This is a genomic window from Lentzea nigeriaca (assembly GCF_016907955.1).
GTDB lineage: Bacteria > Actinomycetota > Actinomycetes > Mycobacteriales > Pseudonocardiaceae > Lentzea > Lentzea nigeriaca.
On sequence record NZ_JAFBCX010000013.1, the window covers coordinates 34,589 to 61,517 of the forward strand.

Genomic DNA, 26,929 nt, shown 5'->3' on the forward strand with positions numbered 1-26,929 from the left:
AGAACCACCCGCCCACCGACCGCTCAGCTGGAGCGGCCGGCCGGGTTCGCGCACTCTTTTTCAACGCTGACAAGGAGTTCCATTGAACAAGACCAGGTTGCGATCCGTCCTGGTGTGGACGGTCGTCGCCGTCGTGGGCGCGGTCGCCTGGGCGGTGCTCGCGCTGTCCAGAGGCGAGAACGTGTCCGCGGTGTGGCTGGTGGCCGCGGCGCTCGGCTCGTACGCGATCGCCTACCGCTTCTACGCGCGCTTCATCGCCAAGCGCGTGCTGCAGGTGGACGACACCCGAGCCACCCCTGCGGAACGGCTCGACGACGGCGTGGACTTCCAGCCCACCGACCGCCGTGTCCTCTTCGGACACCACTTCGCCGCGATCGCGGGCGCCGGTCCGCTGGTCGGCCCGGTGCTGGCCGCGCAGATGGGCTACCTGCCCGGCACGATCTGGATCATCGTCGGCGTGATCTTCGCCGGCGCGGTGCAGGACATGGTCACGCTGTTCTTCTCGATGCGCCGCGACGGCAAGAGCCTCGGCCAGATGGCCCGCGACGAGATCGGCCCGATCGGCGGCGCGGCGGCACTCGTCGGCGTCTTCGCGATCATGATCATCCTGCTGGCGGTGCTGGCGCTGGTCGTGGTGAACGCGCTGGCGAAGTCGCCGTGGGGCACCTTCTCGATCGCGATGACCATCCCGATCGCGCTGTTCATGGGCTTCTACCTGCGGGTCGTCCGGCCCGGCCGGGTGGTCGAGACGAGCGTCATCGGCGTCGTCCTGCTGATCGCCGCCATCCTGGCCGGCGGCTGGGTGCAGACCTCCGCCTGGGCCGGATTCTTCACGCTCGAGCCGAAGACGCTCGTGCTGTGGCTGGTCGGCTACGGGTTCGTCGCCAGCGTGCTGCCGGTGTGGATGCTGCTCGCACCGCGCGACTACCTCTCCACGTTCATGAAGATCGGCACCATCGTGCTGCTCGCTGTCGGTGTCCTGGTCACCGCACCCGTGCTCAAGACCGAGGCGTTCACGGCCTTCGCGTTCAGCGGCACCGGCCCGGTGTTCACCGGGTCGCTGTTCCCGTTCGTGTTCATCACGATCGCCTGCGGTGCCCTGTCCGGTTTCCACTCGCTGATCGCGTCGGGCACCACCCCGAAGCTGATCCAGAAGGAGTCCCAGGTCCGCCTGATCGGCTACGGCGCGATGCTCGCCGAGTCGTTCGTCGCCATCATGGCGCTCATCGCCGCGTGCATGCTCGACCCCGGCATCTACTTCGCGATGAACTCCCCCGCCGGCGTCGTCGGCACGACCGTACAGACGGCATCGGAGGCCGTCGGCAACCTCGGCTTCACCATCACCCCGGCCGAGTTGCAGGCCGCCGCGGCCGCCGTGCAGGAGGGCACTCTCGTCGCCCGCACCGGTGGCGCACCCACGTTCGCCGTCGGCATGTCCGAGATCTTCTCCGGGTTCCTCGGCGGCGCCGAGATGAAGGCGTTCTGGTACCACTTCGCGATCATGTTCGAGGCGCTGTTCATCCTCACCACGGTGGACGCGGGCACGAGGGTCGGCCGGTTCATGCTGCAGGACGGCCTCGGCAACGTGTGGAAGCCGTTCGCACGGGTGTCCTGGCGGCCGGGGCTCTGGATCTGCAGCGCCGCCGTGGTGCTCGCGTGGGGCTACTTCCTCTACGCCGGTGTGAGCAACCCGCTGGGCGGCATCAACCAGCTGTTCCCGTTGTTCGGCATCGCGAACCAGCTCCTCGCGGCCATCGCGCTGACCGTGTGCACCACGCTGCTGATCAAGAGCGGCCGGGTGAAGTGGGCCTGGGTCACCGGAGTCCCGCTGGCGTGGGACGTGGCGGTGACGCTGACGGCCAGCTGGCAGAAGGTGTTCAGCTCCGACCCGAAGCTCGGCTTCTTCGCGCAGCGGGAGCGTTACGCCGACGCGCTCGCCCAGGGCAAGCTCCTCGCCCCGGCCAAGAACACCGACCAGATGCAGGCGATCATCACCAACTCCACAGTGGACGGCGTGCTGGCCGCCGTGTTCGCGCTGCTGGTGATCATCGTCATCCTCGACGCCGTGCGGGTGTGGCGAACGGCTCTGCTCGGCCCAACTCCCCCGACCACCGAGACACCGTACGTCGCCTCGACTCTGCCCGAGCCACCCAAGCTCACGGACCTCGTCGCGCGGTGAGCGATGAAGGCTCCTTCATCCACCGTCACGTGGATGAAGGCGCCTTCATCGTCTAAACGACGGTCAGGAGCACTTGCGCCCGTCGTTCACACACTTCACGATCTGCCCCATCGTCTCCTCGGAGTTGACGTTGGCGTAGTCGTTGTGGTCGGAGAACGGGTTGTGGTTCTCCTCGGGGAACGCGTCGAGCTGGTACTGGCCCTTCTCCTGGACGTCCTTCGGGATGTCGTAGGAGATGCTGATCCGCAGCTGCGGGATCGCCTTGAAGCCCTTCGGGCACGCGCCGGTCTTCTGGTCGGCGAACCGCACGTGGTCGCGGTGGTTGGCACTGTCGGTGTTCTTGCCGTCCCAGCACCCGGCGAAGTTGTGCACGCGCGTGACCTTGCTGCCGTTCGGGCAGATCACGTACTTGTCCGACAGCCGGTCCTCGAACCCGCTGCACGTCCACGTGGCGCGGGCGTTGGCGGGGCCGCGGCTGGTCGGCTTCGCGTCACCGACGATCATCTTGAGGAACTTCGGCATGGCCGTGACCTTGCTGGTCGCGTTGCCGCGGTACTCGATCTTCACCTGGGCCGGGCGGACGATCTTGCCGTTGTTGCCGACGAGCTCCAGGTTCGGACCGGACGGAACCGCGAGGCCCGCGTTGCCGCCGTTGTTGTTGCCCCCGTTGTTGTTACCGCCACCGTTGTTGTTCCCGTTGTTGCCGCCGTTGCCGCCGTTGTCGGTGCTGAGCTTGCACGGCGCCAGGCGCTCCAGACCCTGCGGCTTCTGGGCGTTGCGGCCGATCGCGATGGCCATCCGGTCGATCGTGGCGACCCGCTTGTCCTTCAACGGCCCGAGAATGGCGTTGTTGATGAAGTTCGGGCCACCCTGTCCCTTGGTGGTGACGATCCGCTGGTTCGCCTCCGCGATCTGCTTGTCCAGCAACGCGAGGTTGCGGTCCACCTCGGCGATCGCCTGGTCCGGCACGGCACCCAGCGCGCCGCGCACCGAAGGACACTTGACGGTCGGCGTGGCGTCGTCACCGGAGCCGCCGGGCTGGCCGGCGAGCTTCTGCGGAGCCTGTCCGTGACCGGCGTGCTCGTCCGAGCCGCCGTGCTGGCCGCTGAACTTGCGCGGGGCCTGACCCTTGTCACCGTGTCCCGCGCCGAAGAACAGCTCGCACTCGGCGAGCGAGGTCAGGTTCGGCTTGGGCGCGCTGCGGCCGATCGCGATCGCGATGCGGTCCAGAGTGGCCACTCGCTTGTCGCGCAACGGACCGAGGATCGCGTTGTTGACGAAGTTCGGGTCGCCGGGGTTCTCGTTGCGCGCAGCCCGATCATTGGCCTCCTTGACCTGCTTGTCCAGCAGCTCGAGGTTCCGGTCGACCTCCTCCTTCGCCCGCTCCGGCACCGCGGGCAGCCGGTCGGAGACCGACGGGCAGGCGATGTGCGGCGGGCCTGCCTCCTTCACCTTGTCCGGGCTGGAGCCGGACGAGTTCTGGTTGGCCTTCGGGTTGATCCGCACGACCGGCCAGAAGTAGGACGACTTGTCACCGTTCTTGCAGGTGGTGTCCGAGTCAGCCAGGCTGTCGTCCGTCGATTCGGCGCTGATCGACAGGTTGCCCACGAAGTCGTGGACGTGCTGGGCTCCGTGGGGCAGACCAGGCTGAGCGACCGGGTTGTCGGCGCTGAACTTGCCGTTCTCGTTCGTGCCGCAGTCGACCGTGAACACTCCGCCGGCGCCGTTCTGCTGCACCTTCGGCTCGACGACGTTCTTGCCGACCTGCTCAATGCGCACGAACGCGCTGACTGGCGCCGGCTCGCCGTCCTTGGCAGCCAGTGCCACGGTGGCGGTGCCGGCGGCCACCACGGCCACCGCCGACAACGAGGCGATCAGGCGGAACTTCCGCCTGTCGGCTTCCCGGTGTGTCATTCGTCCTCCTCGCTCATGCCGTGCATGATCGGGAATACGTGCACCGCCGCCTTTCGGCTCAACTGTGATTTCCGCGTCACAAGTCGTTAAGAACTCAAGCCTCGTTCGGGTAGAAAGCGCTTTCCGTTTCCGGCGTGCCGACCATCACCCGAACCGCACCGGGAGGTAACGCGACGTGACTGTCCACGCTCTCACCGACCAGCAGCTCGCTCCCGGTGGCGGGGACCAGCTCCGTCCACGGGCCGTGGTTGATCGCGAACAGGTGCCGCCCCCGCTCCACGACCTCGACGTCACGCGGCAGATCGCGCGACGAGATCCCGGCCTCCGCACCCGCCGCCAGCAGCACGGCGTCGAGCCCGTCCTCCCCCAGGCAGGCCGACACGTGCCAGGCGCTGCCCTGCCCGACCGCATGTCTGGTAACAGTGGGCAATCCGGCAGCCGGTCCATCCACAGAGGACCAAATGGCCGCCGCACCCCGCATGGTCACGACCTCGGACCACTCGGCGCCCGTCAGCCCGTTGCCCAGCCGCACCCTCTCGCCCGCGCGGAGTGGCGTGAACTCCTCCACCGTCAGACCCAGCACCTCGCGCAACGCTCCGGGGTGCGGTCCGTCGTGGACGGTGTGGTGCTCGTCGACTATCCCTGAGAAACACGACACGACCAGGACGCCGCCCTTCTCGGGGTAGCGGTGCAGGTTGACCGACGCGGCGTCCGTCATCGAGTACAACGCGGGCACCACGACGAGCGGGTAGCCGGACAGATCCGCCTCCGGGTGGGCGAAGTCGGCGGTGAGGTGCTGGTCGTAGGTGGCGGTGTGCCAGGCTTCCGCTCGCTCGCGGGCGTCGAGGCCGGTGCCCCGCTGCGCCCACCACGACTGCCAGTCCCACAGCAGCGCGACGTCCGCCACGACGCGGCGGCCGCGCAGTGGAGCGAGCACGCCGAGATCCTGGCCGAGTCGCACGACCTCCTGCCAGGCTCGGCTCTCCGTGCCGACGTGCGGGAGCATCGCCGAGTGGAACTTCTCCGTACCGAAACGGGAAGCCCGCCACCGCAGCAACGACACCAAACTCTCCCCATTGATCACCACCGATGTGCAGGGAGTCGTGAGGTCGCGACCATGACGGACAAAGCGCCACGTCTCCCGTGGCACTGTGTCCCGTGGCACTGTGTCCCGCGTCTGCAGGGTGGGCCCAACGTGAGCCTCGCCGCCGGGGAGGCGGTCGACACGACCACCGGCACACCCTCCCTGACCTGGGTTTCGCGGCTTCGCCGACCCGGTACATGCCCTCCTTCGTCGGGCGTGTACCGGACCGAGTTCTGTGGCCGGGTTGCGCAGGTGGTTGCGGGGCGTGGCCGGGCGGCGTGCGACGGGCGCCGGTTGCGTAGGTGGTCGCTAGGGCGCGGGTTGCGTTTGTAGAGATGTCCCTTGGGATTGTTGGCTGCCGGTCGTGAAGGTGGTCGCCACCGGGCGGGAGATGTCCCGTGCGAGATCTGGGTTGTTCGGCTGCCGGTTGTGTGAGGGGTCGCCGAAGCGCGGGTTGCGATCCGAAGGATGTCTCGTGGGGAGCGCAACCCGGTGCCGGGCGGTGGGCGTGGTTCAGAACGGTGGTGGGTCGTCGAAGACCGGTTCCGGTTCGCGGCGGTAGGTCTTCCCCGCCGGGCTGCGGAACTGGAACGTGCCCGGCGTGGGCTGGACGACCTGCCAGGCGGTGCGGTGTTTGACCCGGTGGTGATGCCTACAGAACGGGCCCAGGTTCTCCTGCGAGGTCGGGCCCAGCGGGAACGGCACCGTGTGATCGAGCTCGGACTGGTGCGCGGGCCGCATGCAGCCGGGGAACCGGCAGGTCCGATCCCGCACCCACACGAACCGCCGCAACCGCGCCGGTGGCCGGTAGGTGCTGGTGCCGAACTCCAAAGCCTCCCCGGTGACCGGGTCGGTCAGCAGCCGCCGCCAGGTCGCGTCCCCAGCCAGCTCCCGCGCCAGATCGGCGGTGATCGGGCCATACCCGGCGAGTTCGCCGGGCTGCTCGGACAGGCCCATCAGGGTGGCGGCGGACACGGTCACGTACATCTCGACCTTCACCGCGCTGGTCCTGTCCGGCGTGGCCAGCAGCAGGTCGGCCACCACGTCGGCGCGAATCTGGTCCAGGGTGCGGGGGTCGTCGGGGTGCTGCAGGCCGCGGGCGATCGTGTCGACCCGGTCGTAGCACGCCGCGGCCTTGTCCAGCGGCAGATACGCCCACAACCGGGCCATCTGGTCGGGAAGCGGATCGACCCCGGTGCAGCGCTGGGATTTGCGCGTCTCCGCCCGGTCCCGGTGCCCGTCGGGGTCGACGCGCATCACCACCCGGCTCGCCAGCCGCCGCACCTGCGCACCGGTCTTGCCGTCGGCCTTGGCCAGCACACTCTCCTCGACCTGCGCCGCCAGGTCCGCCGACAACGGCATCGTGGTGTCGTAGAGGACGCGGGCCTTGTACAGGTCGATCTCCCCCTTCTCCAGGGCGTCCAGCGTGCGCGGCAGCTTGGACGCCAGGTCCAGCGCCAGCGCGATCTGGTTGGCCGTCCAGGCGGAGGTCCAGTGCATCGCGGCGGCGATCTCGGCGTCGAAGAACTCCTCACCCTCACACGCGAGCGCGTACTCGGCGAGGATCCGCAGACCCTGCGCCTGATGATAGGCGACCTGTTTCTCGTGATAGGCGAGAGCATCGAGAACCTCGACGACATCCATACCCCCAATTCTATTCGAGATCAAAAACAGAAAAGGCGGATCAGGGCTACACCATCGTGTGAAAACTGCAGGTCACACACCCCTATAGCACCGTATACCCGCCATCTCTCTAGACGCCACGCAACCACTAGAAACCACGCGCGCACCCGGAACCGCAAAAACGAAAAATGACCACGACCCGCAACCACCTACGAAAACCGGCCACGGAAATTCGGTCCGGCACACGCCCGACGGAGAAGGGCATGTGCCGGGTCTGCGAAGCCGTCAGACCGGGTCGGTCCACCGCACCGAGCATCGAGAAGCAGAAACCACCGGCCCCTGGCGTGGTGACGCCAGGGGCCGGTCCTCGTCAGCCTGTCGTGCACGTGCTTCCGTTGAGCGTGAACGAGGTCGGCGTCGGGTTCGACCCGCTGTACGTGCCGTTGAACCCGATGCTGACCGACGCACTCGGTGCCAGCGTGCGGTTCCAGGTCAGGTTGGTCGCGGTGACGTTGCTGCCGGACTGGGTCCACGTGGCACCCCAGCCGGGCAGCGTGACCTTCTGGCCGTTCGCGTAGCTGAAGGCGAGGGTCCAGCCGTCGACCGCGCTGGTGCCGGTGTTCGTGATGGTCACGCTCGCGGTGAACCCGTTGCCACCGCCCCAGTTCTGCGGCGAGTAACCGACCTTGCAGGTGCCGGAGCCACCCGCGCTGGTCGTCGCCGTCACGATGCCGGAGTTCGCCGAGACGTTCCCCGCGGCGTCCCTCGCCCGCACCTGGTACCGGTAGGTGGTCGACGGGCTGAGGCCGCTGTCGGTGTAGCTCGCCGACGACGCCGACCCCACGAGCGCGAACGACCCGCCGCCCACCGCGCGGAACACGTCATAGCCAGTGACACCAACGTTGTCGGTCGATGCCGCCCAGCTCAACGTGAGGCCGGACGACGTCACACCCGACGCCGTCGGAGTGCCCGGTGTGGACGGTGGCGTCGTGTCGCCACCACCTCCGCCGCCGAAGATGGTGGCTTCCTTCGACGTCTGCCGAACGCCGTTGGCACCGTTGAGGAAACGCTCGCCCCACGGCGTGAGGCTCGCCGGGTTGAAGGAGTTGGTCATGTCGAGGTAGGCGACGTCGCTGCTGTTGCCGCTCCACGACCAGCCGAGGTACCCCAGCCCGCGTGCCTGCGCCTGGGCCATGATCGTGTCCTCGTCCGGATTGCCGTCGGAGTGGTTGTGCCCGAACTCGCCCACCACCAAAGGCAGACCGGCGGTGCGGAACGCGTCGAAGTACGCGTTGATCTCGGCGGCCGTGTCGTAGACGCCGTACATGTGGATGGAGAACACCGTGTTGCGCTGCGGGTCGGCGTTGAACACCGAGGCCGCGTTGTCGCGCATGATGTTGCCCCAGTCCTGGCCCCACATCGGCGCGTCGGCCATGATCAGGTGCTGCAGCCCTGCGCCACGCAGCCGGGTGATCGCGCTGCTCGTCGCGCTCGCCCAGGTGGCGCTGACCGAGGCGTTGTTGCCGAACGGCTCGTTGCCCAGGTTGATGACGACGTAGTTCTCCTGTCCCTTCAGCACGTTGGCCACCCCGAGCCAGTACGTCGCCGCCTGGTCCAGGGTCGCCGCACCACTCTGCTCGCCGTATCCCGTGGTGTCGTGGACTTCCAGTACGCAGATCATCTTGTTCTGCTTGCACAGCGAGATGGCGTTCGTGACCTCGGCTGCCGGTGTCGGCCCCCACCGTTGGCCGCTGCCGAGCACGACGCGGACCGTGTTGGTGCCAAAGGACTTCATGTCCGCGAACGCCCTGTTCTGGGTCGGGTACCAGACGTAGGCGTGGTTCACCCCGCGCATGACGAACGGGCTGCCGTTCGCCTCGACGACCCGCGTACCCTCGACGTGCAGGCCCACTGCAGGGGTGCTGCCACCGCCCAGCGCCGCGACCACCGCGGGGTACCAGCGGTTTTCCATCTTCTGGATGCCCGTGGTGCTGTTGGGGTGGACGCCGTCCGTGGTGTCCCCCGCCGTGTCGAACCCGGTCCACTGGTCGACGACGGTGATCGGTGACGCGGCGGTGCTGTTCGCCTGCGCCCAGCCGGGAATCGCCGCGTTCAGGTCGACGACCCGCTGCCCGCACGCTGTGCAGTTCGACGGGTTCATCGGGATGATCTTCGCGACGATCAGCTTGATCGCGGGGTTGTTCGCCCGCATCTGGCCGAGCATCGTGGTGTAGGCGTTGAGGATCGACTGCGCCGGGATGTTGTTCCAGACGTCGTTGGTGCCCAGGTGCATCAGCACGATGTCGGGCCGCGCCGAGGACAGCCAGCCGGGAAGCTGGTTGTCCCGCACGATGTTGGTCGCGAGGATGCCGCCGTGCCCCTCGTTGTCGCCGTCGTAGGTGAACCCGCAGCCCGGCGCCGGGAGTGAGCCGACGAAGTCGACGTCGGTGTGACCGGTGTCCTGCAGGTGCTTCCAGAGCAGTGCCCGCCAGCAGCCAGGCGAGCCGGTGATGGAGTCGCCGAGGGCCATGATCCGCGCGGGCGCCGCGGCGTTCGCTGTCGGAGCGAGGACAACGGTGGCGGCCAGCAGCACGCCGGCCACCGCCGCTCGGAGAGTTCGCCAGGTCATACGACCTCCTGAGGAAATGTCCGTCAGTGCACCCCGATTCTGGGAGCGCTCCCAGACGCTGGCGTACCGCCGACTGGCGCACGACGCGAACCTGTCCGATCCGGACAACCCGGTGACATCGGATCGTCCGGCAGGACAAGCCTTCTCAGCGCTGACCCATCTCCGGCGCCGTCAGGACGCGGTTCCACACCGTCAACCTGCGCATCTTGCCCTTGAAGTACCGGCCGCCGAGTTCACGCGGCATCGTTGTCACACCGTCCACTCGCGCGAATTCGACGCTGTTGTCGAACAAACGCACGGTCCCGTTCGACAACGTGTACGTGATGGTGTGCCAGCTGCCGCCCGGCAAGGCGTGCGCGCTTCCCAGATCCCACAACGAAGACGCGGAATCGATCCACACCTGTGCTGACACGGTCATCGCGTCCAGCCCGGCCGTGAGAGTGCCCGGCAGGTCGAGGTAGCCGTCCGTGCCGCCGAAGACGAGTCCGGCCGACGAGCGGCTGACGTCACCGCGAATCGTTGCGGTACGGCCGAATCCGGACTCATCGGCGACGGCCGTACCGACACCGCCCGTCAGGTCGTAGTCGACCACGACGCCCTTCTTGGTGGCGCGCACCGGTGGCGGGCCCTGTCGCAACCGGTCGAGCTCGGCCATCGACACCGGCAGCACGGTGCCGTGCCGCGGTTTCGCCGGCAGCTGGTAGTCCGCCGGGATCGACCAGTTCGGGTTCGCCAGCGAGTCCGTCACGAACGGCAGATAGCCGCGACGCGGCGTCTCGTCCATGAACACGTAGAACTTGCTGCCGTCGTTGGACTTGAACGCCGTCGGGCCCTCGACCCAGTCGGTGCCGACCCCGGTGCGGATGCAGTCGTCGACGAGCTCCCAGTTGCGCGGCCCGGTCCCCGGCAGGTCGACCGCCCGCAGGTCCCTCGAGCGCTCCAGCACGATGTCCCGCTGGCACGACCCGATGACCTTCTCGTCGGTGGTGAGCCGGTAGTAGTACTCGCCGTCCCTGATGACGGTGGAGTCGATCACGCCACGGCCGGGGTCGTTCCAGACCTGCGGGCGGGTGAACGTGCGGAAATCGCGGGTGGTCGAGTACATCATCCGCGGGTACGTCGGGCCGGTGTGCTCCGCATCGGTGTACACATTGGACGCCCAGTAGACGACGTAGGCGCCGATCAACGGGTCGTACGTGGCTTCCGGGGCCCACGTCATGCCGGCCGTCGCGTCCGACACCAGGACGTGCCGCTGCTCCGACCACGTCACGAGGTCCGTCGACTCCCAGATCTCCAGATACCTGCTGCCGTGCCGCATCGCGGCGTCCCAGCCGCGCCCGTCGTTGATCTGCAGGTCGGTCGCGACGAGGAAGAACCTGTCGCCCTCGGGACTGCGGACGAGGAACGGGTCGCGCACGCCGGTCTCGCCGTACTTCGACCTCAGCACCGGACGTCCGTCGTTGAGCTCGTCCCAGTGCAACGGGTCGTTGCCCCGGCTCACCGCGAAGTGCACCTGCTCGGAGTCCTGGGTGGCCTCGCCGGTGAAGTACGCGAACACGTACCCCTCCATCGCCGCCTTCTTCGGCAGCGGGAGGACGGTGAGCGTGAAGTGGCGGGTGCCGGTGGTGTAGCCCTTCGTCGCCCTGACCGAGAGGCGGGCTTTGCGCGGCTTGGCGCCGGCGGGCGGCCTCGTCACCTCGCCCGTGGCGGTGACGACGCCGGGATCCTTGCTCTGCCAGGTGAACGTGACGTCGCGGGCGCCCTTGGCGGGCAGCGTGATGTTGCCCCTGATCGCGTCCTCGTCGTGGATCACGAGGTCCTTCAACGCGTTGTCGACCTTCTGCCGGTCGGTGATGTCCTCCAGCACCGTCACGGTGAAGTCGCGTTTCGCGGTGTACCCGGCGTACGTGGCTGTCGCGGTCAACGTCACCGTCGCGTTGCCCGTCCGCGGCGCGGGCCGCGTGACGACCCCTGCCGCCGAGACCACGGAGGGCCTGCTCGACTCCCAGGAGATCGCCGAACCACCCACCGCCCTGGCGGGCAGCGTGAGGTCCTCGGTCACGGCCGAGGTGTCGCCCAGGTCGAGCGCCGCGACGTCGGCGGCTGGCCGTCCGGACGCGGTGGTCCTCCCGAGCTCGCGTGTCTCTCCCGCGCTCAGCGCACGGCCGTAGAGCCGGAAGTCACGCAGCCTGCCCTTGAGGTACCGGTCGGACGGGTAGACCGAGCGGCCGAGGTAGTTGGCCGTGGTGGTGCCGTCGCCGATGGCACCGGGAGTGGTCGTCACACCAGTCTTCCTGGCGACCTCGACGCCGTCCTCGTAGAGGATCGCGGTGCCGCTGCCCAGCGTGTAGGTGATCGTGCGCCAGCTACCGCGCGCGAGGTCACGTCCACTGTCGACGGTCTGCTCGGTCGACCAGTTGCCGCTCGCGATCGAGGCGCGGAACTGGTTGCCCGTCGCGAACAGATAGCCGTTCCCGGTGTCGTTCAGGGTGTTCCCGAGGCCCCAGACGAAGTACGGGACGGACTGGTCGGTCGCGAGGTCGACCTGAACCGAGACCGTGACGTCGGTGAGGCCGCGCAGCACGTTGTCGGGCAGGCGGACGTGACCGTTCGTGCCGCCGAGCCGGAGACCCTCCGCGCCCAGCCACGCGGTGTCGCCGCTGACGGTGCCGTCACGGCCGAAGCCGGACGTGTCGGCCACCGTGGCGCCGGAGGTCTGGGTGAGGTCGTAGTGCACCACGAGGCCCTCGTCGAGCGTCGCGGCCGAGCTGGTCGTGACCGAGATCGCGAGCCCGCCCGAGGTGAGGGCGACGGCGAGCAAGGCCGAGGTGAAGGTGAGATGACGAAAGGACATGCCGGCCTTTCCCGACGGGCGCGCGACGGCGCCCGGAGCAGGGTGAAAAGGGAGAACACGCGGACAGTCCCTGAAGTGAGCGCAAACATAGCCGCCGCTCGATAGGCCGTCAATTCACTCGGAGGGCGGGGTCCGACCCACCCTCCGAGTCGTCGTTTGCCCAGGTTCTCCAGTGACCGCTGGGCTGCCGCCAGGCCGGCCTTCGGCGTGACGGTCCCGTCGCAGATCTCACCGACGATCGTCCCGAACACCTTTTGCATGATGCCCCACTCGTGAACCCGTTGCGGTCACGAGGCGCCGAGGCAACCGGAAGCTTGCGCGGAGATCACGAATGCGGCGCGGCGCGGCCACTTCGTCGATTCGACGTCGAATTCGACGGATTCCGCCGAAACGAGGACTTTGTGACCGCTCACAAAGCGTGGATCATCATGCCGCGTTCCCGTGTTGCGAACGCTCCGACCCTGCGAGGAGCAGCATGCGACGATCGACCCTGCTCGCCATCCCTGTCGTGCTGGCGACGCTCGTGACTCCGGCCCACGCCGCCACCGGCGGCAGCTTCGAGGTGCTGACCTACAACGTGGCCGGTCTGCCGGAAGGACTCTCGTCCGGCAACCCGGCGGTGAACACGCCGTTGATCAGCCCTCGCCTGGCGCCCTACGACATCATCAACGTCCAGGAGGACTTCAACTACCACGCGGCCCTGTACGCGGGCGACAACCACGCCTACCGCACGCCGACGAGCGGCGGCGTGCCGTTCGGCAGCGGCCTGAACACGCTGTCCCACCTGCCCTACAGCGATCTCGAACGCACGAAGTGGTCGTCCTGCAACGGCACGGACTGCCTGACGCCCAAGGGCTTCACGTACAAGCGGATCAGGCTTGCCGACGGCGTCTACGTCGATCTGTACAACCTGCACCCCAACGCGGGCACCGAGAACGCCGACCTCGCCGCGCGCCGGTCGAACATCACCCAGCTGTCGCGGTTCATCGCCGCGAACTCGGCCGGCAACGCCGTCATCGTCATGGGCGACACCAACACCCGCTACACCCGTGCCGAGGACAACATCCGCGAACTGGTCACCACCAACGGCCTGACTGACGCGTGGGTGCAGCTCGAGCGCGGCGGCCAGGCACCGGCGGCTGGTGCTCCGGCACTGGTGTGCGACCCGGCGGCGCTCACCGACTCGTGCGAGGTGGTCGACAAGATCCTCTACCGGGGCAACCGGCAGATCACCCTGACCGCGCGGGACTACCGCAACGACAACCGGGCTTTCGTGGACGCACAGGGCAAGCCGCTGTCCGACCACTACCCCATTGCCACCAGGTTCGACTGGACCGCCGCCGACAACATCCGGCTCAGCGCCGAAGCAGGCGGCCCGCACGGGACCCCGTTCACCGACCTCGCGGCGGTCGACCTGGGTGAGGTGCGGTCGCTGAGCCTGCGCGGCGGCAACCGGTTGGACCAGGTGTCGTTCACGCTCGCCAACGGCACGACGTTCAGCCACGGCGGCAACGGCGGCACGGCGACGACGCTCACGCTCGAACCCGGTGAGCACCTCGTCTCAGCGAAGCTGAGCCAGGGCCAGTACAACGGCCACACGCGCGTGTTCTCGGCGGCGTTCACCACCAACCGGGGCCGCACGCTCTCGGCGGGCCGGGCGACCGGCGAGACGATCACCGTGACCGCGCCCGCCGGGTGGCGCATCGCCGGGTTCACCGGCCGGTCGGGCGACGAGGTCGACCGGCTCGGTGCGATCTTCGTGCCGGCCTAGGAGATCACCGCGTTGCTCGGGCGCGGGCGGAGTGAACGTACGCCAACCATTACCAGCCAAGCACTCCAGAGCAGGTAACCGGCGAAGTTCACGACGTCCGCGCCCGGCACGTGCAGCGGTGTCAGCACACCACTGGCGATCATCACGGCGGACGGCCAGCCGAGCCACGGCGCGATGTGCAGAGCGCGGACGATCGCCACCGTCCAGGCCGCGGTGAACAGGTAGCCGAGCGTTTCGCCGACCACCACACCCAGCACGACGCTGAGCGTGTCGAACGTGGCTCCGTCGGTCAGGTGCGGCACGAGCAACGGCCATCTGAGCAGGCCGACGACCTGCACCACGGCCGCCGTGACACCGATCCACGCGGTGCGGCGGTGCAGCAGCAGCGCGAGTGGGGCCAGCAGTGCCGCGCTGAACGCCAGGAGCGCGAACTGGCTGCCGATCACACCCGCGTTCGCCTGAAAACGGCTCATCGCGTCGGGATCCCGCAGGATGTCCGGGTAGTCGAACGAGGCGCTGAGCAGCACGAATGACGCGTTCGCGGCGACGACGGCCGTGAACGCCAAGGCAGCGGTCCATCTCTGTACGGTGTCCAGCATTCGCTGAGTCTGTACGCTGTACAGAGATCGAGTCAAGGGGGTTGGAGTGAAGCCTGGTCCCAAGCGGTCGCTGTCCGAGGAGGCGATCGTCGGTGCCGCGCTGAAGCTGCTCGGCGAACGCGGAGGGGATGCCGTGTCGATGCGCAGCATCGCCGGAGAGGTCGGGGTGGCGCCGAACGCGATCTACACCTACTTCCCCGACAAGGCGGCGGTGCTGCGGGCCGTCGTCGACCGGCTCATCGGCGAGCAGAGCCTCGACGTGTTCTCCGATCGCACAATGCCGTGGCGGCACCGGATCCGAGAAGTCGCACTCGGGTTGCGCGCCCGGCTGCTCGACCACCCCGGGGCCACGCGGTTGCTGCTCGGCGCGCCGATGGACGGCCCGAGGGCGCTGGCGTACGGGGAAAAGCTGCTCGATCTCCTCGCCGAGGCCGGACTGTCCGAAGAGGACGCGGCGCGGGCGTCCTACACGTTGATCGTGTACCTGCTCGGGTCGATCGCGCTGGAGGCCGCCGAACTCGACCCGGCCGCCCCCACGCCGCCGGAGGACGACCGGATCGCGCAGCGGCGCAAGGGTTTCGAGGCTATTCCCGCGGAGTCGTTTCCGCGCACGGCGGCGAGCGTGGACGTGATGGCGGCCTACATCTCGACCGACCAGTTCCTGTGGGGGCTGGAGAGGGTCCTCGACGGGCTGGTTCGCGACTGACCCGCCGAGGAAGTCCCTCGGGAATCAGTGCTCCAGCAAGGAAACGCTGGTGCGATAGCCGGAGTCGCCGACGTACGGCACCGGCCGTCCGATGCCGACGGTGACCGTGACGTCCTTCCCTGCGATGTCACCGGTCGGGAAGTAACGGCTCGGGATCAGCCCGCCAGGACACCAGCTGCGCGGGTTGCTCGTGGTGTTGTTGCGGAAGATTCCCGGATTGCCGTCCGGGCTGTACTGCTCCAGGTTCGCGCAGTCCACCGCGGTGGAGAACGAGCCTACCCTGGTGCCGTTCACCGACACGGTGACCGTGGTGTTCGAGTACTCCTCGCCGCCCGCGACGGAGCCGTAGCCGGCGATCACCAGGGCGATGTCGCCGCGATTGCCGGTGGCGGTGTGCCGGACCGGGCCCGCGGTGATGGAGTTGGTGGTCTCGCGAACGCCGGAGATCATCCCCGCCACGTCGTGGTCCCGCGCGGTCAGTTCGACGCTGGAGATCAGCGACATCGAGTACTTGAAACCGATCGCCTTGAACTCGGGCGTGACCTCGGGGTGCGAGTCGCACGGGTCACCGCCGTACGGGTTGGAGCCGCCGCCGATGCCGAGGTACACGTCCTTGTCCGGATCGGCCAGCGCACCGGCGTACGGACCGAGGTCGGCATCCGGGAAGGTGTAGTTCGCCTTGGCGCCGCGCCAGTAATTGCTGAACGGGGTGATGAAGTCCTGCAGGGTCACCCTCGGCGTGGTCGCGGTCGGCGTCGTGCCCTTCGGCACGGCCACGTAGAACACCGTGCCGATCCGGTCGTAGTTGTCGCACTGCGCGTGATAGCTCACCCGCACCCGGAGATCGTCACCGATCAACGCTTTCTCCGCGTCGGTCAGCTTCCTCGCGAACTCGGTGCCGCGGTTCCACATCAGCACGCCCGCGGGCGGGGTGTAGCCGACCGGGTCGTTGCTCGTGTAGATGCCGAACTGCGGGATGTGGTCGAACACCGCGATGGTGCCGCCGCCGGGCGTGCCGCTGCTGGTGCCGTACACCTCGAACTCGTAGATCCTCGCGGCGGTGTCGGCGGTCTGGGTCGGTGTGGTGACGACGAGTTTGGCGTAGCGGGCGTTGGTCGCGGCGATCGGGTGCGTCGTCGTGCTCGCGGTGTTGTTCGTGACGGACGCCGCCGTGGTCCACGTGTTGCCGTCCGTGGACAACTGCACGGCGAACGCCTTGGTGTTGTACGTGGTGGACTCGCCACCGGCGCCCGCGTGCTTGACGGTGAAGCCGGTGATCGACGCGGGCACGCCGAGATCGACCTGCAGGTACTTGTTGCTCGCCGTCGAGCACCACTTGTCGCTGTTGCCACCGGTGACGCTGCCGTTGACGGCCTTCTCCGGTCCTTCCGTGCTCGCGCACGCGGCGGAGCCCGTGGCCGGCCTGTTCAACGCCAGGTTGGTGTCGGCGGCGACCGCGGCCGGCGAACCGGCCAACAGGGACAGGGCCGCCACACCCAACGACACTTTCGTCCGAAGCGTCATGCGAAACCTCATTCGTTCGGCAGGGAGAGGTTGTCGAGCGCCCACGTATGTGAACGCTGATCACAACGACGATCGAACATTCGACAAACCTTGCTGAGCAAGGAAAAGTCGGGTTACGGCGCGATGGGAACGTTCACATTCAACTCGCCCGGTTCACCCAGGACGGGGTGCTGCGGTTCGAGGGCAGGCGCGACGCCCAGTCTCGGTCGGGCCGCACTGGTTGCCCACCACCAGGCCTGTTCGCCGAACTCGCGGGTGCGCCGGCCGCGTCGGCGTGGGCCGCGGGGCAGCGGATGTACCGCACGGGCGACCTCGTCCTCCACCGGCCGCTATCACCGCGCACAGCAGCACACATTCAACTGTCGGGCCGGTCGTCGGCAGCCCCCTACCCGGACCCCGCGCGTCACCATGACATCCGAGGCTGCGCCGCAATGGGCCGAGGCGTACTTCGCGGCAACCTCCGGCGGCCGCAAGAGGTTGCCGCGAAGTACGACCCTGACCGCGCGTTCGTGTTCGCTCAGGCCGTGCCGCGGTGACGCAGGCGCGAGGCGGTGCTCGCGCGGCCGGACAGCTTGGGCGGCAGGAGTGTCAGCGGTGCGGTCGGATGCCCGTTCAGCCTGGCGACGAGCAGCTCCATCGCCTGCCGTCCCAGTTCCTCCGCGGGCAGCTGAACGGACGTCAGCTGCATCTGTTCCGCGAGCTCGTCCGGGCAGATCGCCACGACCGCCACGTCGTCGGGCACCCTGCGTCCCAGCGCGCGCAGGCTTCCCGCCACCCAGCCGAGCGCGGCCTCGTTGTGGACGACGAGGGCGGTCATCGCCGGTTGGGTACGCAGCAACGAGCGCACGGACGCCAGTACCGACTCGTAGTCGTCCTCCGCCGGTAGCGCTGTCGAGGCGATACCGCGCCGCATGGCCGCCGCGCCGAACCCGGCCATCGTGCGCTGCGCGTAGCCGGTGTTGCGCTGGTACACGACGCTCGGGGCGCCGAGGAACCCGATGTAGCGGTGGCCGAGGTCGGCCAGGTGGTCGACACACCGAGCCCCGGCGGCCTCGAAGTCGAGGTCCACACAGGTCAGTCCCTTGACCGCCGCCGGACGTCCGATGAGGACGGACGGCTGTCCCATCTGCCGCAGCAGCGGCACGCGGTCGTCGTCGAGTTCCACGTCCATCACCAGGAAACCGTCGACCTGGGCGCTGCCCGCGACCCTGCGCAGGCCCTGCGCTCCCTGGTCCGCCGTCACCAGCAGCACGTCCATGTCGTGCCTGCGCGCTGTCGTGACCGCCGCCGTCACGAAGCGCATCAGCACGGGCAGGTGCACGCCGGGACGCAGCGGCAGCACCAGCGCCACCACGTTGGCTCTGCTCGTCGCGAGCGCCCGAGCGCCGGCGTGCGGGTGGTAGCCCAGCAGCCGGATGCTCTCCCTGACCTTGGTGCGGGTCTGCGGCGAGATCGACCGCTTGCCCGTGAGCACGTAGGAGACGGTGCTCGGCGCTACGCCGGCATGCCTCGCCACATCCGCGATGGTGACCACGTCGGCACCTCCGAGTGTTGAAGCGTTTCGACAACATTACGGGCGGGTGATGCCCTTCGTTCACCACCGAAGGTGGGAACGTTCACATTCACGATTGACAGTCGAATTCGAAGCCGGACATGCGGGTTTTCGGCGACCGGAAGGTGATGATCAGGCCAGGCGCACGGGCCGGAATCCTCCGGGACCGTGAACGTGCACAGCACCTCCTCGGCGTCGAGACTTAATCGAATCGCTTCGACCCGACAACGTGAACGTGGCACGGCTCACAGTGGCCGTCAAGAAGCGGCGCTTCCGTTCGACTTGTTCGACACGGGTTCCGTCGAACAAGTCGAACTGCCCGCCCGATTCGACAATTCGACAGGAAAACGCTTTCCACGTTGTGCTGCAACACATTCGGAGCCTTGCGTCAGTGCCGGGAACGGGTCATCGTAGCCGCCGTGGATCTGCGACGAAGCGTTCTGCTCCCGCTGGTGGTCACGGCCGTCCTCGCCGGACAGCTGCCCGCGTCCGCACACCTCTCGCCGGGAGAACGCCTCGACCGCGGACTCGTCGCGGCCACCACCTCCGGCGGCGTGCACCTGAGCTGGCGCCTGCTCGGGCAGGAAGCCACCGGTGCCACGGCGACTGGTGTCGCCGGGCCTGACTTCGCGGTCTACCGCAACGGGAAGCGCATCGCGACCGTCACCGACAGCACCACGTACGTCGACACCGGCGCGACTTTCGGTGCGCGCTATCAGGTCGCTCCCCTGCGGCACGGCGTCGCGCTGGGATGGAGCAAGCCGGTCACGGCGTGGACCGAGTCGCACTACGACCTGCCGCTGCACAAGCCCGCGGACGGCGTGACACCGGCCGGTGAGCGCTACACCTATTCCGCCAATGATGTCAGCGTCGGCGACGTGGACGGCGACGGGCAGTACGAGTACGTCGTGAAGTGGGATCCCAGCAACTCCAAGGACGTCTCGCAGGTCGGCTACACCGGGCCTGTGTACCTCGACACGTACCGGTTCGACGGCACCCTGCTGCACCGGATCGATCTCGGCGTGAACATCAGGGCAGGCGCGCACTACACCCAGTTCCTGGTCTACGACTTCGACGGCGACGGCCGCGCGGAGCTGATGACGAAGACCGCGCCGGGCACCAGGGACGGACGCGGACGGTACATCACGATGCCGCGCGAGGACGTCCGTGCCGGGTACCGGAACACCGACGACTACCGGCTCAGCCCCGACGGCTACCGGACCCACCTGATCGACGTGTTCCGCGGCTGGCACACCCATCCCGAGGTCGTCGCCGGCCGATGGCCCAAGACGCTGGAGCAGGCGTTCGGCATCGAACAGCGCTACACCTATCCCTTGTCCACAGAGGACTCTGCCGCCCTGGTGGACTACTTCATCGACGTCTACGCGCCGTCCCGCAGTGCCAACAACAAGCTGCGCCAGTTCGCGGGGTTCATCGTCGACGGCCCGGAGTACCTGACGGTGTTCGACGGCGCCACGGGACGCGAGCTGCAGACCGTGCGCTACGAACCGGGCCGCACCGACGACGGCCTCCTGTGGGGCGACTACGCGATGCCGCGCATCGAACCGGGCAACCGCGTCGACCGGTTCCTGTCCGGAGTCGCCTACCTGGACGGCGAACGACCGTCCGCGATCTTCGCCCGCGGCTACTACACCCGTTCCACCGTCGCCACCTACGACTGGGACGGCAGGCGGCTGCACAAGCGCTGGCTCGTCGACAGCGGCTGGGTGCCGATGACGAACCCGTTCCGCGACACCCCGCACGGCCGTGACGGCACGAACCCGAGCCACGCCGAGCTCACCACGCAGGGGGCGCACTCGTTGAGTGTGGCCGACGTGGACGGCGACGGCCGTCAGGAGATCATCTACGGTGGTGCGACGCTCGACGACAACGGCGCACTGTTGTACAGCTCCACCGGCGTGCTGCCACCGGGCAGTGCGGACCCGGGAGCCACGGTTCGGGTCGGTCACGGCGACGCCCTGCACGTCACCGACGTCGACCCGAACCGCCCCGGCCTCGAGATCTACATGGTCCACGAAGGCGCGAGGTATGCCCCGTACGGCTACGCACTGCGCGATGCGAGAACCGGCGAAACGATCTACGGCGCGTATTCCGGCATGGACACCGGCCGGGGCATGGTCGGCGACGTCCGCCCGGACGTGCCGGGCATGGAGACGTGGGCCTCCATGCCGAACGGCTCTGACTCGGCCGGCATCTGGAGCGCGGACGGCCGCCGGCTCGAAACCCGTTCTCCCGGAACGAACATGAGCATCCGCTGGGCCGGCGATCTGACCAGCCAGATCGTCACCGGCGCCCAGGACGTGACGCCGGCGATCGAAGACTGGCGGCGCGGCACGATGCTCACGGCCACCGGAACCCGCGCCAACAACGGCACCAAGGGCAATCCTTCCCTCGTGGCCGATGTTTTCGGCGACTGGCGTGAGGAACTCCTGATGCGGACCCAGGACAGCTCGGCGTTGCGCTTCTACGTCAGCACCGAACCGACGAACCACAAGATGTACACGCTCATGCACGACCGCCAGTACCGCGTCGAGGTCGCCCGCCAGCAGACCACCTACAACCAGCCGTCGTACCTGGGCTTCTACCTCGCCTCGGACGTCGACTGGTCGCGCGTTCCCCTGCCATCGCACCGGAAGGTCGCACCGTGAAACTCCTGGTCGCAGCAACGGTTCTGCTCAGCACCGTGGTCGTGGTCCCGGCAGCCTCGGCCGCCACCACGAGCACGCCCACCGACCCGAACGTCAGGTACTTCGGCCGCTGGAACACGAACTCGTCGAGCGCCTACGTCTCGGAGTGGGCAGGCGCCTACCTCGTCGTCGGTTTCACCGGCCGCACGGTGAAGCTCAAGCAGCGCCGCGCCATCGACTTCTTCGTCAGCATCGACGGCGGACCCGACGTGTCCTACGTGAACCGAACGGGCACCGTGGACCTCACCCCGACTCCCCTGGCGGCGGGCAACCACACGCTGCGCGTGTCCTACCGCCCGATCGCGGGCTCGTACAAGGGCGACGCGGTGTACCAGGGCATCGAGATCGACTCCGGTGCGAGGACGTTCGCGCCCACCGTGCCGTCGAAGATCATCGAGTTCGTCGGCGACTCGATCACCGTGGGCCAGCAGTCGTCGAAGCAGGCGCTCACCGCGTACGGCTGGCTGACCGGCGAGAAGCTCAGGACCGGCCACACCCAGATCGCCGTGGGCGGCGCGTGCCTGCACCCGGCGGCCGACGGCTGCCTGAGCATGCGCGAGGGCTTCCTGCGCACCGGCCTCGCGCTGGACGCCCCCGCGTGGAACTTCGACCGTTATCGGGCGAACGCCGTCGTGATCAACCTCGGCACCAACGACGTCGGCCACAGCGTCACCAAGGACCAGTTCCGCGCCTCCTACGTCACGCTGCTGCAGCGAGCCCGCCAGAAGTACCCGAACGCGGCCATCTTCGCGCTGGGCACGTTCCGCAAGCGGTACCTTCCGGAGACCCAGGCGGCCGTGCAGACGCTCAACGACGGCGGTGACCGCAACGTGTACTTCGTGAACACCGAGGGCTGGATCAACGAGGCCACCGACACGACGGACAACGTGCACCCCAACGACCAGGGCCACCGCAAGATCGCCGACCGGCTGGCACCGATCGTGGCAGCGAAGATCTGAGCACCTGGCCGGAAGTTCCGTCCGCAACCCGCGCCTCGTTGGTAATGACCGGCGCAGGCGCCCAGCCTGCCCGCCGCCGACCCCAGCCGCATCGCCGTGACCGGTGGTGTGCAGTTGTCCTCCAGGACGATCAGGGACTGGCGAAGCTCGGGTGCGGCGGCTGGTTGTAGGCCGTGTTCTGCCACGCCACCGCTTCCCGGTACTGCCTGTCCTCCATCAGCGACGGCCGCCGGATCGTCGTCGGCTCGGTGGTGGAGTAGATGCGCAGCGCCCGGCTGTCCGAGGTTCGCCAGATGACCTCCTCGCGCCAGTCGCCGAGGATGTCGGCCTGCAGCGCCGGCGTGGACTTCGTGCCGTTGTTGGAGGCCACGTCCGACCCGGTGAGCAGCCGCGTGTCACCGTTGGGGCCGTACTTGTCGATCGTGGTGCCGTTGAGCAGCTCGCGCTGCGCGTCGCCGTCCCACCAGATCACGAAGTTGGTCGACCCCGGTTTGCGCGCGGCGACCTGGGCGCCCGTGGTGGCGCTGCGCAGACCGCCGACCGCCGACGACCACGCCTCCGCGCCGGGGTTGCCTGCCCAGATGTCCGCGGCGACGGCACGGCCGTTGTCGCAGCCGCACGACGGCGCACTCCAGATGATCTGGCCGGTGCGCGCGTCGCCCATCCAGTGCGCGACCTCGTTGGTGTGCTCGGACGGCTTGAAGACCTCCAAACCGGGCCTGGACGGGATGAAGTCGCCTACGTGCAGGGCGTCGCCGTGGTGGGTGCCGTTCTGCCACAGGCCGCGGCCGTTGTCGTCGATCGCCATCGAGCCGTAGATGATCTCGTCACGGCCGTCGCCGTCCACGTCGGCCACCGACAGCTGGTGGTTGCCCTTGCCCTCCCACGCCGACCGGTTCGACTGGGTCGCCGAGTCGAACGTCCAGCGCTGCGTGAGCTGCCCGTTCCGGAAGTCCCACGCCGAGATCACGCTGCGGGTGTAGTAGCCACGCGCCATGACGATGCTCGGCCGTGAACCGTCCAAATAGGCCGTTCCGGCGAGGAAGCGGTCGACCCGGTTGCCGTAGCTGTCGCCCCACGACGAGACGTTTCCGCGTGGTGGCACGTAGTTCTCGGTGTCGAGCACCGCGCCGTCCGTGCCGCGGAACACCGAGAGGAACTCCGGCCCGGTGAGGATGTAGCCGTCGGAGTTGCGGTGGTCGGCGTTCGCGTTGCCGATCACCTGCCCGGTGCCCGACCGCGTGCCATCCGCGGTCTTCACGGCGATCTCGGCCCTGCCGTCACCGTCGTAGTCGAAGACCTGGAACTGGGTGTAGTGCGCGCCCGCCCGGATGTTGCGGCCGAGGTCGATCCGCCACAACCGGGCGCCGTTGAGCTTGTACGCGTCCAGGTACACGTTGCCCGTGCGGCCCGCCTGCGAGTTGTCCTTGGCGTCAGCGGGATCCCATTTGAGGACGATCTCCCACTCGCCGTCGCCGTCGAGGTCACCCACCGACGCGTCGTTCGCCACGTAACCGGATCCCGGGATCTGCAGGGGAACGTCCCGGCTCGTCGCGAGGGTGCCGACGGACCGCGTGGCCGCCGATTCCACGCCTCCGCTCACCCGTCGCACCGCGTAGGACGCGGTCGCGGGCGCACCCGCGTCGAGGTAGCTCGTCGCCGCCGTCACCGGCGCCCGGTTGACCTTCACCCCGTCGCGGTAGACGTTGAACGCCACGTCAGCGGCGTCGGAGCCGAGCAGCCGCCACGACACGAAGTTGCCGTCGCCGTGGACCGACCTGATGCTGACGAGTCCGCGATCAGCCGAGATCGCCGGTTCGCTCGCGACCGCGGGAACACCGCCCGCGACGAGAATCGCCGCCAGCAGCACAGACGCCGTTGCCCGTCTCATGAACCCGCCCTCCAGAAATTGAAACGTTTCATCGGAACGAACGTTAGCGTCGAACAAATCGAATGCCGGGGCGGCAATTCTTCGACCTGCGTTCGACGTCGAGGCGGACGTAGCCCCCTGAAGTCGCGGCGACGACCAGGGAACGGAGACCGGTTGATCACAATCGAGGACGTCGCCAGGCACGCGGGCGTGTCCGCCAGCACGGTGTCGTACGTGCTCAGCGGCAAGCGCGAGCGGCCCGGCAGCACCGCTACGGCATGGTGCACGGCCGATCGTTGAGCGTGAACGCCGCAGGCTTCGCGTTCGTGCCGGTCCAGCTTGCGGTGAACCCGAATCCGACGGTCGCGTTCGGCTTGATCTCGGCGTTGTAGCCCTGGTCGGTCACGGTGACCGCGGCGCCGGTCTGGGTGTGCCTGCCGTTCCACAGCTGGGTGATCACCTGGCCGTTGGGGAACGTCCACTTGAGCGTCCACCCGTTGATGGCCGCCGATCCGGTGTTGGTGATCTCGACGCCACCCTGGAAGCCGCCCTGCCACTGGTTCGGCACCGTGTACTTCACCGAGCAGCCCGTTCCCGGCTGGCTCGTGGTCGTCGTCGTGGTCGTGGTGGTCGTCGTGGTGGTCGTGGTCGTGGTCGTTGTGGTGGGCGGGGTTCCGGTCATGTCACCGATCACGACGCCACGACCGTTGGTGCCGAGGTAGACGCGGCCGTACACGCGCGGGTCGCCGGTGATCGCGTCCCCGATGTTGCCGTACTGGTGGCGGTCGTCGTTGATCCGCACCCAGCTCGCGCCCGTGTCGTCGGACCGGAAGACGCCTTTGACGCCACCGGCTTCGCCGATCAGGTACAGCGCGGGGTAGGTGCGTCCCGGCCCCGCCTTGCCGAAGCCGATGTTGAGCGAGCCCGCCACACCGGAGACCTTCGCGAAGCTCGCGCCGGAGTCCGTCGAGTGCCACAGCCCGCCGGTGCCCGCGAGCCAGACGTCGCCTTCCTTGCCCGCCACGGCTTTGAAGCGGGCCGACTCGGGCAGACCCGTCGCCGCCGTCGCGGTGAACGCGGCGCCGCCGTTGGTGCTCACGTAGAACTTCCCGGCGGAGAACCCGTAGAACTTCATCGGGTTCACCCGGTCCGACTCGACGGCCGCGCCCGCCGGGATGCCGGTCGACGCCGTCCACGAGTTGCCGAAGCCGGTCGCGTGGTGCACACCGGCCCCGGTGGGGCTCCAGACGAACCTGCTGCCGTCGGCCGCCGCCGCGACGGTGCCGCCACCGGTCACGCCCCCCGGTTCCTGGCCCTGGAACCAGTTCGCGCCGCCGTCGGTGGAGAACGCCACCCGGTTGTCGTTGGGCCTGCCGGCCTTGTCGAAGTCACCGACGCGCACCATCGTCGCCGGGGTCAGCTCGGCGTAGTCGAGACTGCGCGTCGTGGTGAAGTAGGGCTGGGTGAACATCCTGGCCGGCACCCGGTCCAGCCGGTCGTGCCGGAACCCGCCGATGTCGCCCAGCGCGCTGATCAACGGCGCACCGGACGGCGGGCTGATCAGGTCGGTCACCGCGGTTTCCTCGAGGCCTGCCGCCATCGGCCTGATCGTGAACTGGGTGCCGCGGTCCCACGCCGTCAGGTCGGTGGTGCCGTAGATCGTGGCGCCGGTGCCGTACATCAACCGGTCGGAGTTGAACGGGTCGATCTCCACCGACTCCGTCATCCAGCCGAGCTTCGGTGACGTCTCCGGCGGCGCGGGGTTCGCGCCGAGGTCGAGCCACGGCGAGGCGCTGATGTCCATCTTGTAGCGGAAGCTGCGGTCGGGATAGCTCGTCCAGTCCCAGACCCGCGTCCAGGTGGCGCCGTAGTCGGTGCTGCGGAAGAACACCACGTCCGGCCACCACGCGATCTGGGTGGCGCCCATGAGCGTGCCGGGCTTCTTGCGGTCGACGGTCAGGCCGCTGTAGCCGAACGTGTTGTCGGCGCTGGTCGACGGCACCGGGCTGATCCGCGTCCACGCCCCGGTCGCGGTGTTCAGCTTCCAGACGTCACCCTTGGCGCCGTCGTACGGACCGCCGGTGTCGCTCGTGGCGAGGTAGAGCGTGTCGCCCTGGAGAACTCCCTTGTGCGGCAGGAAACCCGTCGGCTGACCCGCCACGCGTTCCCACGTCGTACCGCCGTTCGTGCTGCGGTAGACGTTGTTCTCCTTGTCCGCGACGCCCACATAGATCGTCTGCGTCGCCGACCCGGCGGATCCGGTGCGCGGGTCGAACGTCACCCACAGCACGCCCTGGTTGTCGGTGAGATACCCGTTGGGGTCGTTGGGGTCCTGGACGTAGTTGCCGGGGTTCGGGAAGGACGTGACCTGGCCCCAGGTGGCGCCGAAGTCCGTGCTGCGCCACAGGCCCTTGCCGCTCGGCGCGCCGAAGTACAGGACGCTGTTGCGGTTCGGGTCGATCGCGAGCCGCTCCCCCATCCCGCGGCCCGGCATGTTGCCGCCGACCTTGAACGGCAGCGGCGTGGTCTGCCATGTCGTGCCGCGGTCGGACGAGCGCAGAATGGCGCCGTTGTTGGGATCCCAGCTGTTGGTGTACATGCCGGCGGCGACGTACACGCGGTTCGGGTCGACGGCGTCGGTCGCGAGGCTCGCGACCCCGTTGAGGCCCCAGTTGTCGAGGCCGACGTGGTCGAGCAGCGGAATCCATCTGCTCGTCTGCTGGTTCCACCGGTACGCGCCGCCGATGTCGGTGCGCGCGTAGATCAGGTTCGGCTCGCTCTGGTTGAACACGATCCCGGGAACGAAGCCACCGCCCGCGATCTCGGCGTTGCCCCACGAGTACGTCTCGGCCGCTGCCGCCGACCGACCCGCGCCCGTCGTGTGCGCCACCACGACGAGCGCGGACATCGTCACCGCCGCCAGTGCGCCTGCGAGAGCTCTCCGCATTGAGAATCCC

16 protein-coding genes are annotated in these 26,929 nt (G+C 68.4%); 6 read left to right on the plus strand and 10 right to left on the minus strand.

All coding sequences use genetic code 11. From position 1 onward, the window contains the following. Window positions 1-82: 82 nt before the first annotated feature. Window positions 83-2,179 (plus strand): carbon starvation CstA family protein, encoded by a 2,097-nt coding sequence (locus JOD27_RS33715; protein WP_204766368.1) that lies wholly within the window; start codon window positions 83-85, stop codon window positions 2,177-2,179. 63 nt (window positions 2,180-2,242) lie between these two features. Here the strand turns inward: JOD27_RS33715 and JOD27_RS33720 are convergent, their stop codons facing one another. The 5 genes from JOD27_RS33720 to JOD27_RS33740 form a co-directional block, all read right to left on the minus strand. After that, a complete protein-coding gene (locus JOD27_RS33720; RefSeq protein ID WP_204766369.1) occupies window positions 2,243-4,093 on the minus strand; it encodes a DUF1996 domain-containing protein in 1,851 nt (616 codons plus the stop codon). A gap of 94 nt (window positions 4,094-4,187) precedes the next feature. Continuing rightward, window positions 4,188-5,258, minus strand: coding sequence for a beta-galactosidase (locus tag JOD27_RS33725; protein ID WP_307830481.1), 1,071 nt, complete (start codon window positions 5,256-5,258; stop codon window positions 4,188-4,190). Between the two features lie 432 nt (window positions 5,259-5,690). After that, window positions 5,691-6,821, minus strand: coding sequence for an HNH endonuclease signature motif containing protein (locus JOD27_RS33730; protein WP_204766371.1), 1,131 nt, complete (start codon window positions 6,819-6,821; stop codon window positions 5,691-5,693). 349 nt (window positions 6,822-7,170) lie between these two features. Beyond that, entirely contained in the window at window positions 7,171-9,429 is a 2,259-nt protein-coding gene (locus tag JOD27_RS33735; RefSeq protein WP_204766372.1) for a cellulase family glycosylhydrolase, read from the minus strand. Window positions 9,430-9,574: 145 nt separating this feature from the next. Continuing rightward, the gene (locus JOD27_RS33740; protein WP_204766373.1) at window positions 9,575-12,283 is read right to left on the minus strand and encodes an immunoglobulin-like domain-containing protein; all 2,709 of its coding nucleotides are present in this window, start codon (window positions 12,281-12,283) and stop codon (window positions 9,575-9,577) included. A gap of 475 nt (window positions 12,284-12,758) precedes the next feature. Here JOD27_RS33740 and JOD27_RS33745 point away from each other — a divergent pair, with 475 nt between their 5' ends. Continuing rightward, window positions 12,759-14,054, plus strand: coding sequence for a jacalin-like lectin (locus JOD27_RS33745; protein WP_204766374.1), 1,296 nt, complete (start codon window positions 12,759-12,761; stop codon window positions 14,052-14,054). Here JOD27_RS33745 and JOD27_RS33750 read toward each other — a convergent pair. Then, complete coding sequence (locus JOD27_RS33750) at window positions 14,051-14,653, minus strand: DUF4386 domain-containing protein (protein ID WP_204766375.1); 603 nt, start codon at window positions 14,651-14,653, stop codon at window positions 14,051-14,053. The genes JOD27_RS33745 and JOD27_RS33750 overlap by 4 nt on opposite strands. A 46-nt stretch (window positions 14,654-14,699) precedes the next feature. On the opposite strand from JOD27_RS33750, the gene JOD27_RS33755 reads away from it, so the two are divergent. Next, the gene (locus JOD27_RS33755; protein WP_204766376.1) at window positions 14,700-15,359 is read left to right on the plus strand and encodes a TetR/AcrR family transcriptional regulator; all 660 of its coding nucleotides are present in this window, start codon (window positions 14,700-14,702) and stop codon (window positions 15,357-15,359) included. A gap of 24 nt (window positions 15,360-15,383) precedes the next feature. Here JOD27_RS33755 and JOD27_RS33760 read toward each other — a convergent pair whose 3' ends face one another. Further along, window positions 15,384-16,883, minus strand: a complete 1,500-nt coding sequence (locus JOD27_RS33760) for a discoidin domain-containing protein (RefSeq protein ID WP_204766377.1) — start codon at window positions 16,881-16,883, stop codon at window positions 15,384-15,386. A gap of 517 nt (window positions 16,884-17,400) precedes the next feature. Then, on the minus strand, window positions 17,401-18,417 hold the full coding sequence (locus JOD27_RS33765) for a LacI family DNA-binding transcriptional regulator (RefSeq protein WP_204766378.1): 1,017 nt from the start codon (window positions 18,415-18,417) through the stop codon (window positions 17,401-17,403). A 437-nt stretch (window positions 18,418-18,854) separates the two neighbouring features. On the opposite strand from JOD27_RS33765, the gene JOD27_RS33770 reads away from it, so the two are divergent. Further along, window positions 18,855-21,104: a rhamnogalacturonan lyase gene (locus JOD27_RS33770; protein ID WP_204766379.1), complete on the plus strand. Its 2,250-nt coding sequence runs from the start codon at window positions 18,855-18,857 to the stop codon at window positions 21,102-21,104. After that, a complete protein-coding gene (locus JOD27_RS33775; protein ID WP_307830482.1) occupies window positions 21,101-22,102 on the plus strand; it encodes an SGNH/GDSL hydrolase family protein in 1,002 nt (333 codons plus the stop codon). The genes JOD27_RS33770 and JOD27_RS33775 overlap by 4 nt, the downstream gene beginning before the upstream one ends. A 130-nt stretch (window positions 22,103-22,232) precedes the next feature. Here JOD27_RS33775 and JOD27_RS33780 read toward each other — a convergent pair whose 3' ends face one another. Then, on the minus strand, window positions 22,233-23,993 hold the full coding sequence (locus tag JOD27_RS33780; protein ID WP_204766380.1) for a rhamnogalacturonan lyase: 1,761 nt from the start codon (window positions 23,991-23,993) through the stop codon (window positions 22,233-22,235). A gap of 153 nt (window positions 23,994-24,146) precedes the next feature. Between JOD27_RS33780 and JOD27_RS45410 the strand changes: the two genes are divergently transcribed. Next, window positions 24,147-24,272: a LacI family DNA-binding transcriptional regulator gene (locus JOD27_RS45410; RefSeq protein ID WP_239570146.1), complete on the plus strand. Its 126-nt coding sequence runs from the start codon at window positions 24,147-24,149 to the stop codon at window positions 24,270-24,272. Here JOD27_RS45410 and JOD27_RS33790 read toward each other — a convergent pair. Then, window positions 24,244-26,919 (minus strand): cellulose binding domain-containing protein, encoded by a 2,676-nt coding sequence (locus JOD27_RS33790; RefSeq protein WP_204766381.1) that lies wholly within the window; start codon window positions 26,917-26,919, stop codon window positions 24,244-24,246. The genes JOD27_RS45410 and JOD27_RS33790 overlap by 29 nt on opposite strands. Between the last annotated feature and the right edge of the window lie 10 nt (window positions 26,920-26,929).

Coding starts and splice junctions, on each gene's coding strand:
- JOD27_RS33750 (WP_204766375.1), bottom strand. CDS start 14,653: ATGCTGGACACCGTACAGAGATGGACCGCTGCCTTGGCGTTCACGGCC.
- JOD27_RS33760 (WP_204766377.1), bottom strand. CDS start 16,883: ATGACGCTTCGGACGAAAGTGTCGTTGGGTGTGGCGGCCCTGTCCCTG.
- JOD27_RS33745 (WP_204766374.1), top strand. CDS start 12,759: ATGCGACGATCGACCCTGCTCGCCATCCCTGTCGTGCTGGCGACGCTC.
- JOD27_RS33720 (WP_204766369.1), bottom strand. CDS start 4,093: ATGACACACCGGGAAGCCGACAGGCGGAAGTTCCGCCTGATCGCCTCG.
- JOD27_RS33780 (WP_204766380.1), bottom strand. CDS start 23,993: ATGAGACGGGCAACGGCGTCTGTGCTGCTGGCGGCGATTCTCGTCGCG.
- JOD27_RS33735 (WP_204766372.1), bottom strand. CDS start 9,429: ATGACCTGGCGAACTCTCCGAGCGGCGGTGGCCGGCGTGCTGCTGGCC.
- JOD27_RS33730 (WP_204766371.1), bottom strand. CDS start 6,821: ATGGATGTCGTCGAGGTTCTCGATGCTCTCGCCTATCACGAGAAACAG.
- JOD27_RS33790 (WP_204766381.1), bottom strand. CDS start 26,919: ATGCGGAGAGCTCTCGCAGGCGCACTGGCGGCGGTGACGATGTCCGCG.
- JOD27_RS33740 (WP_204766373.1), bottom strand. CDS start 12,283: ATGTCCTTTCGTCATCTCACCTTCACCTCGGCCTTGCTCGCCGTCGCC.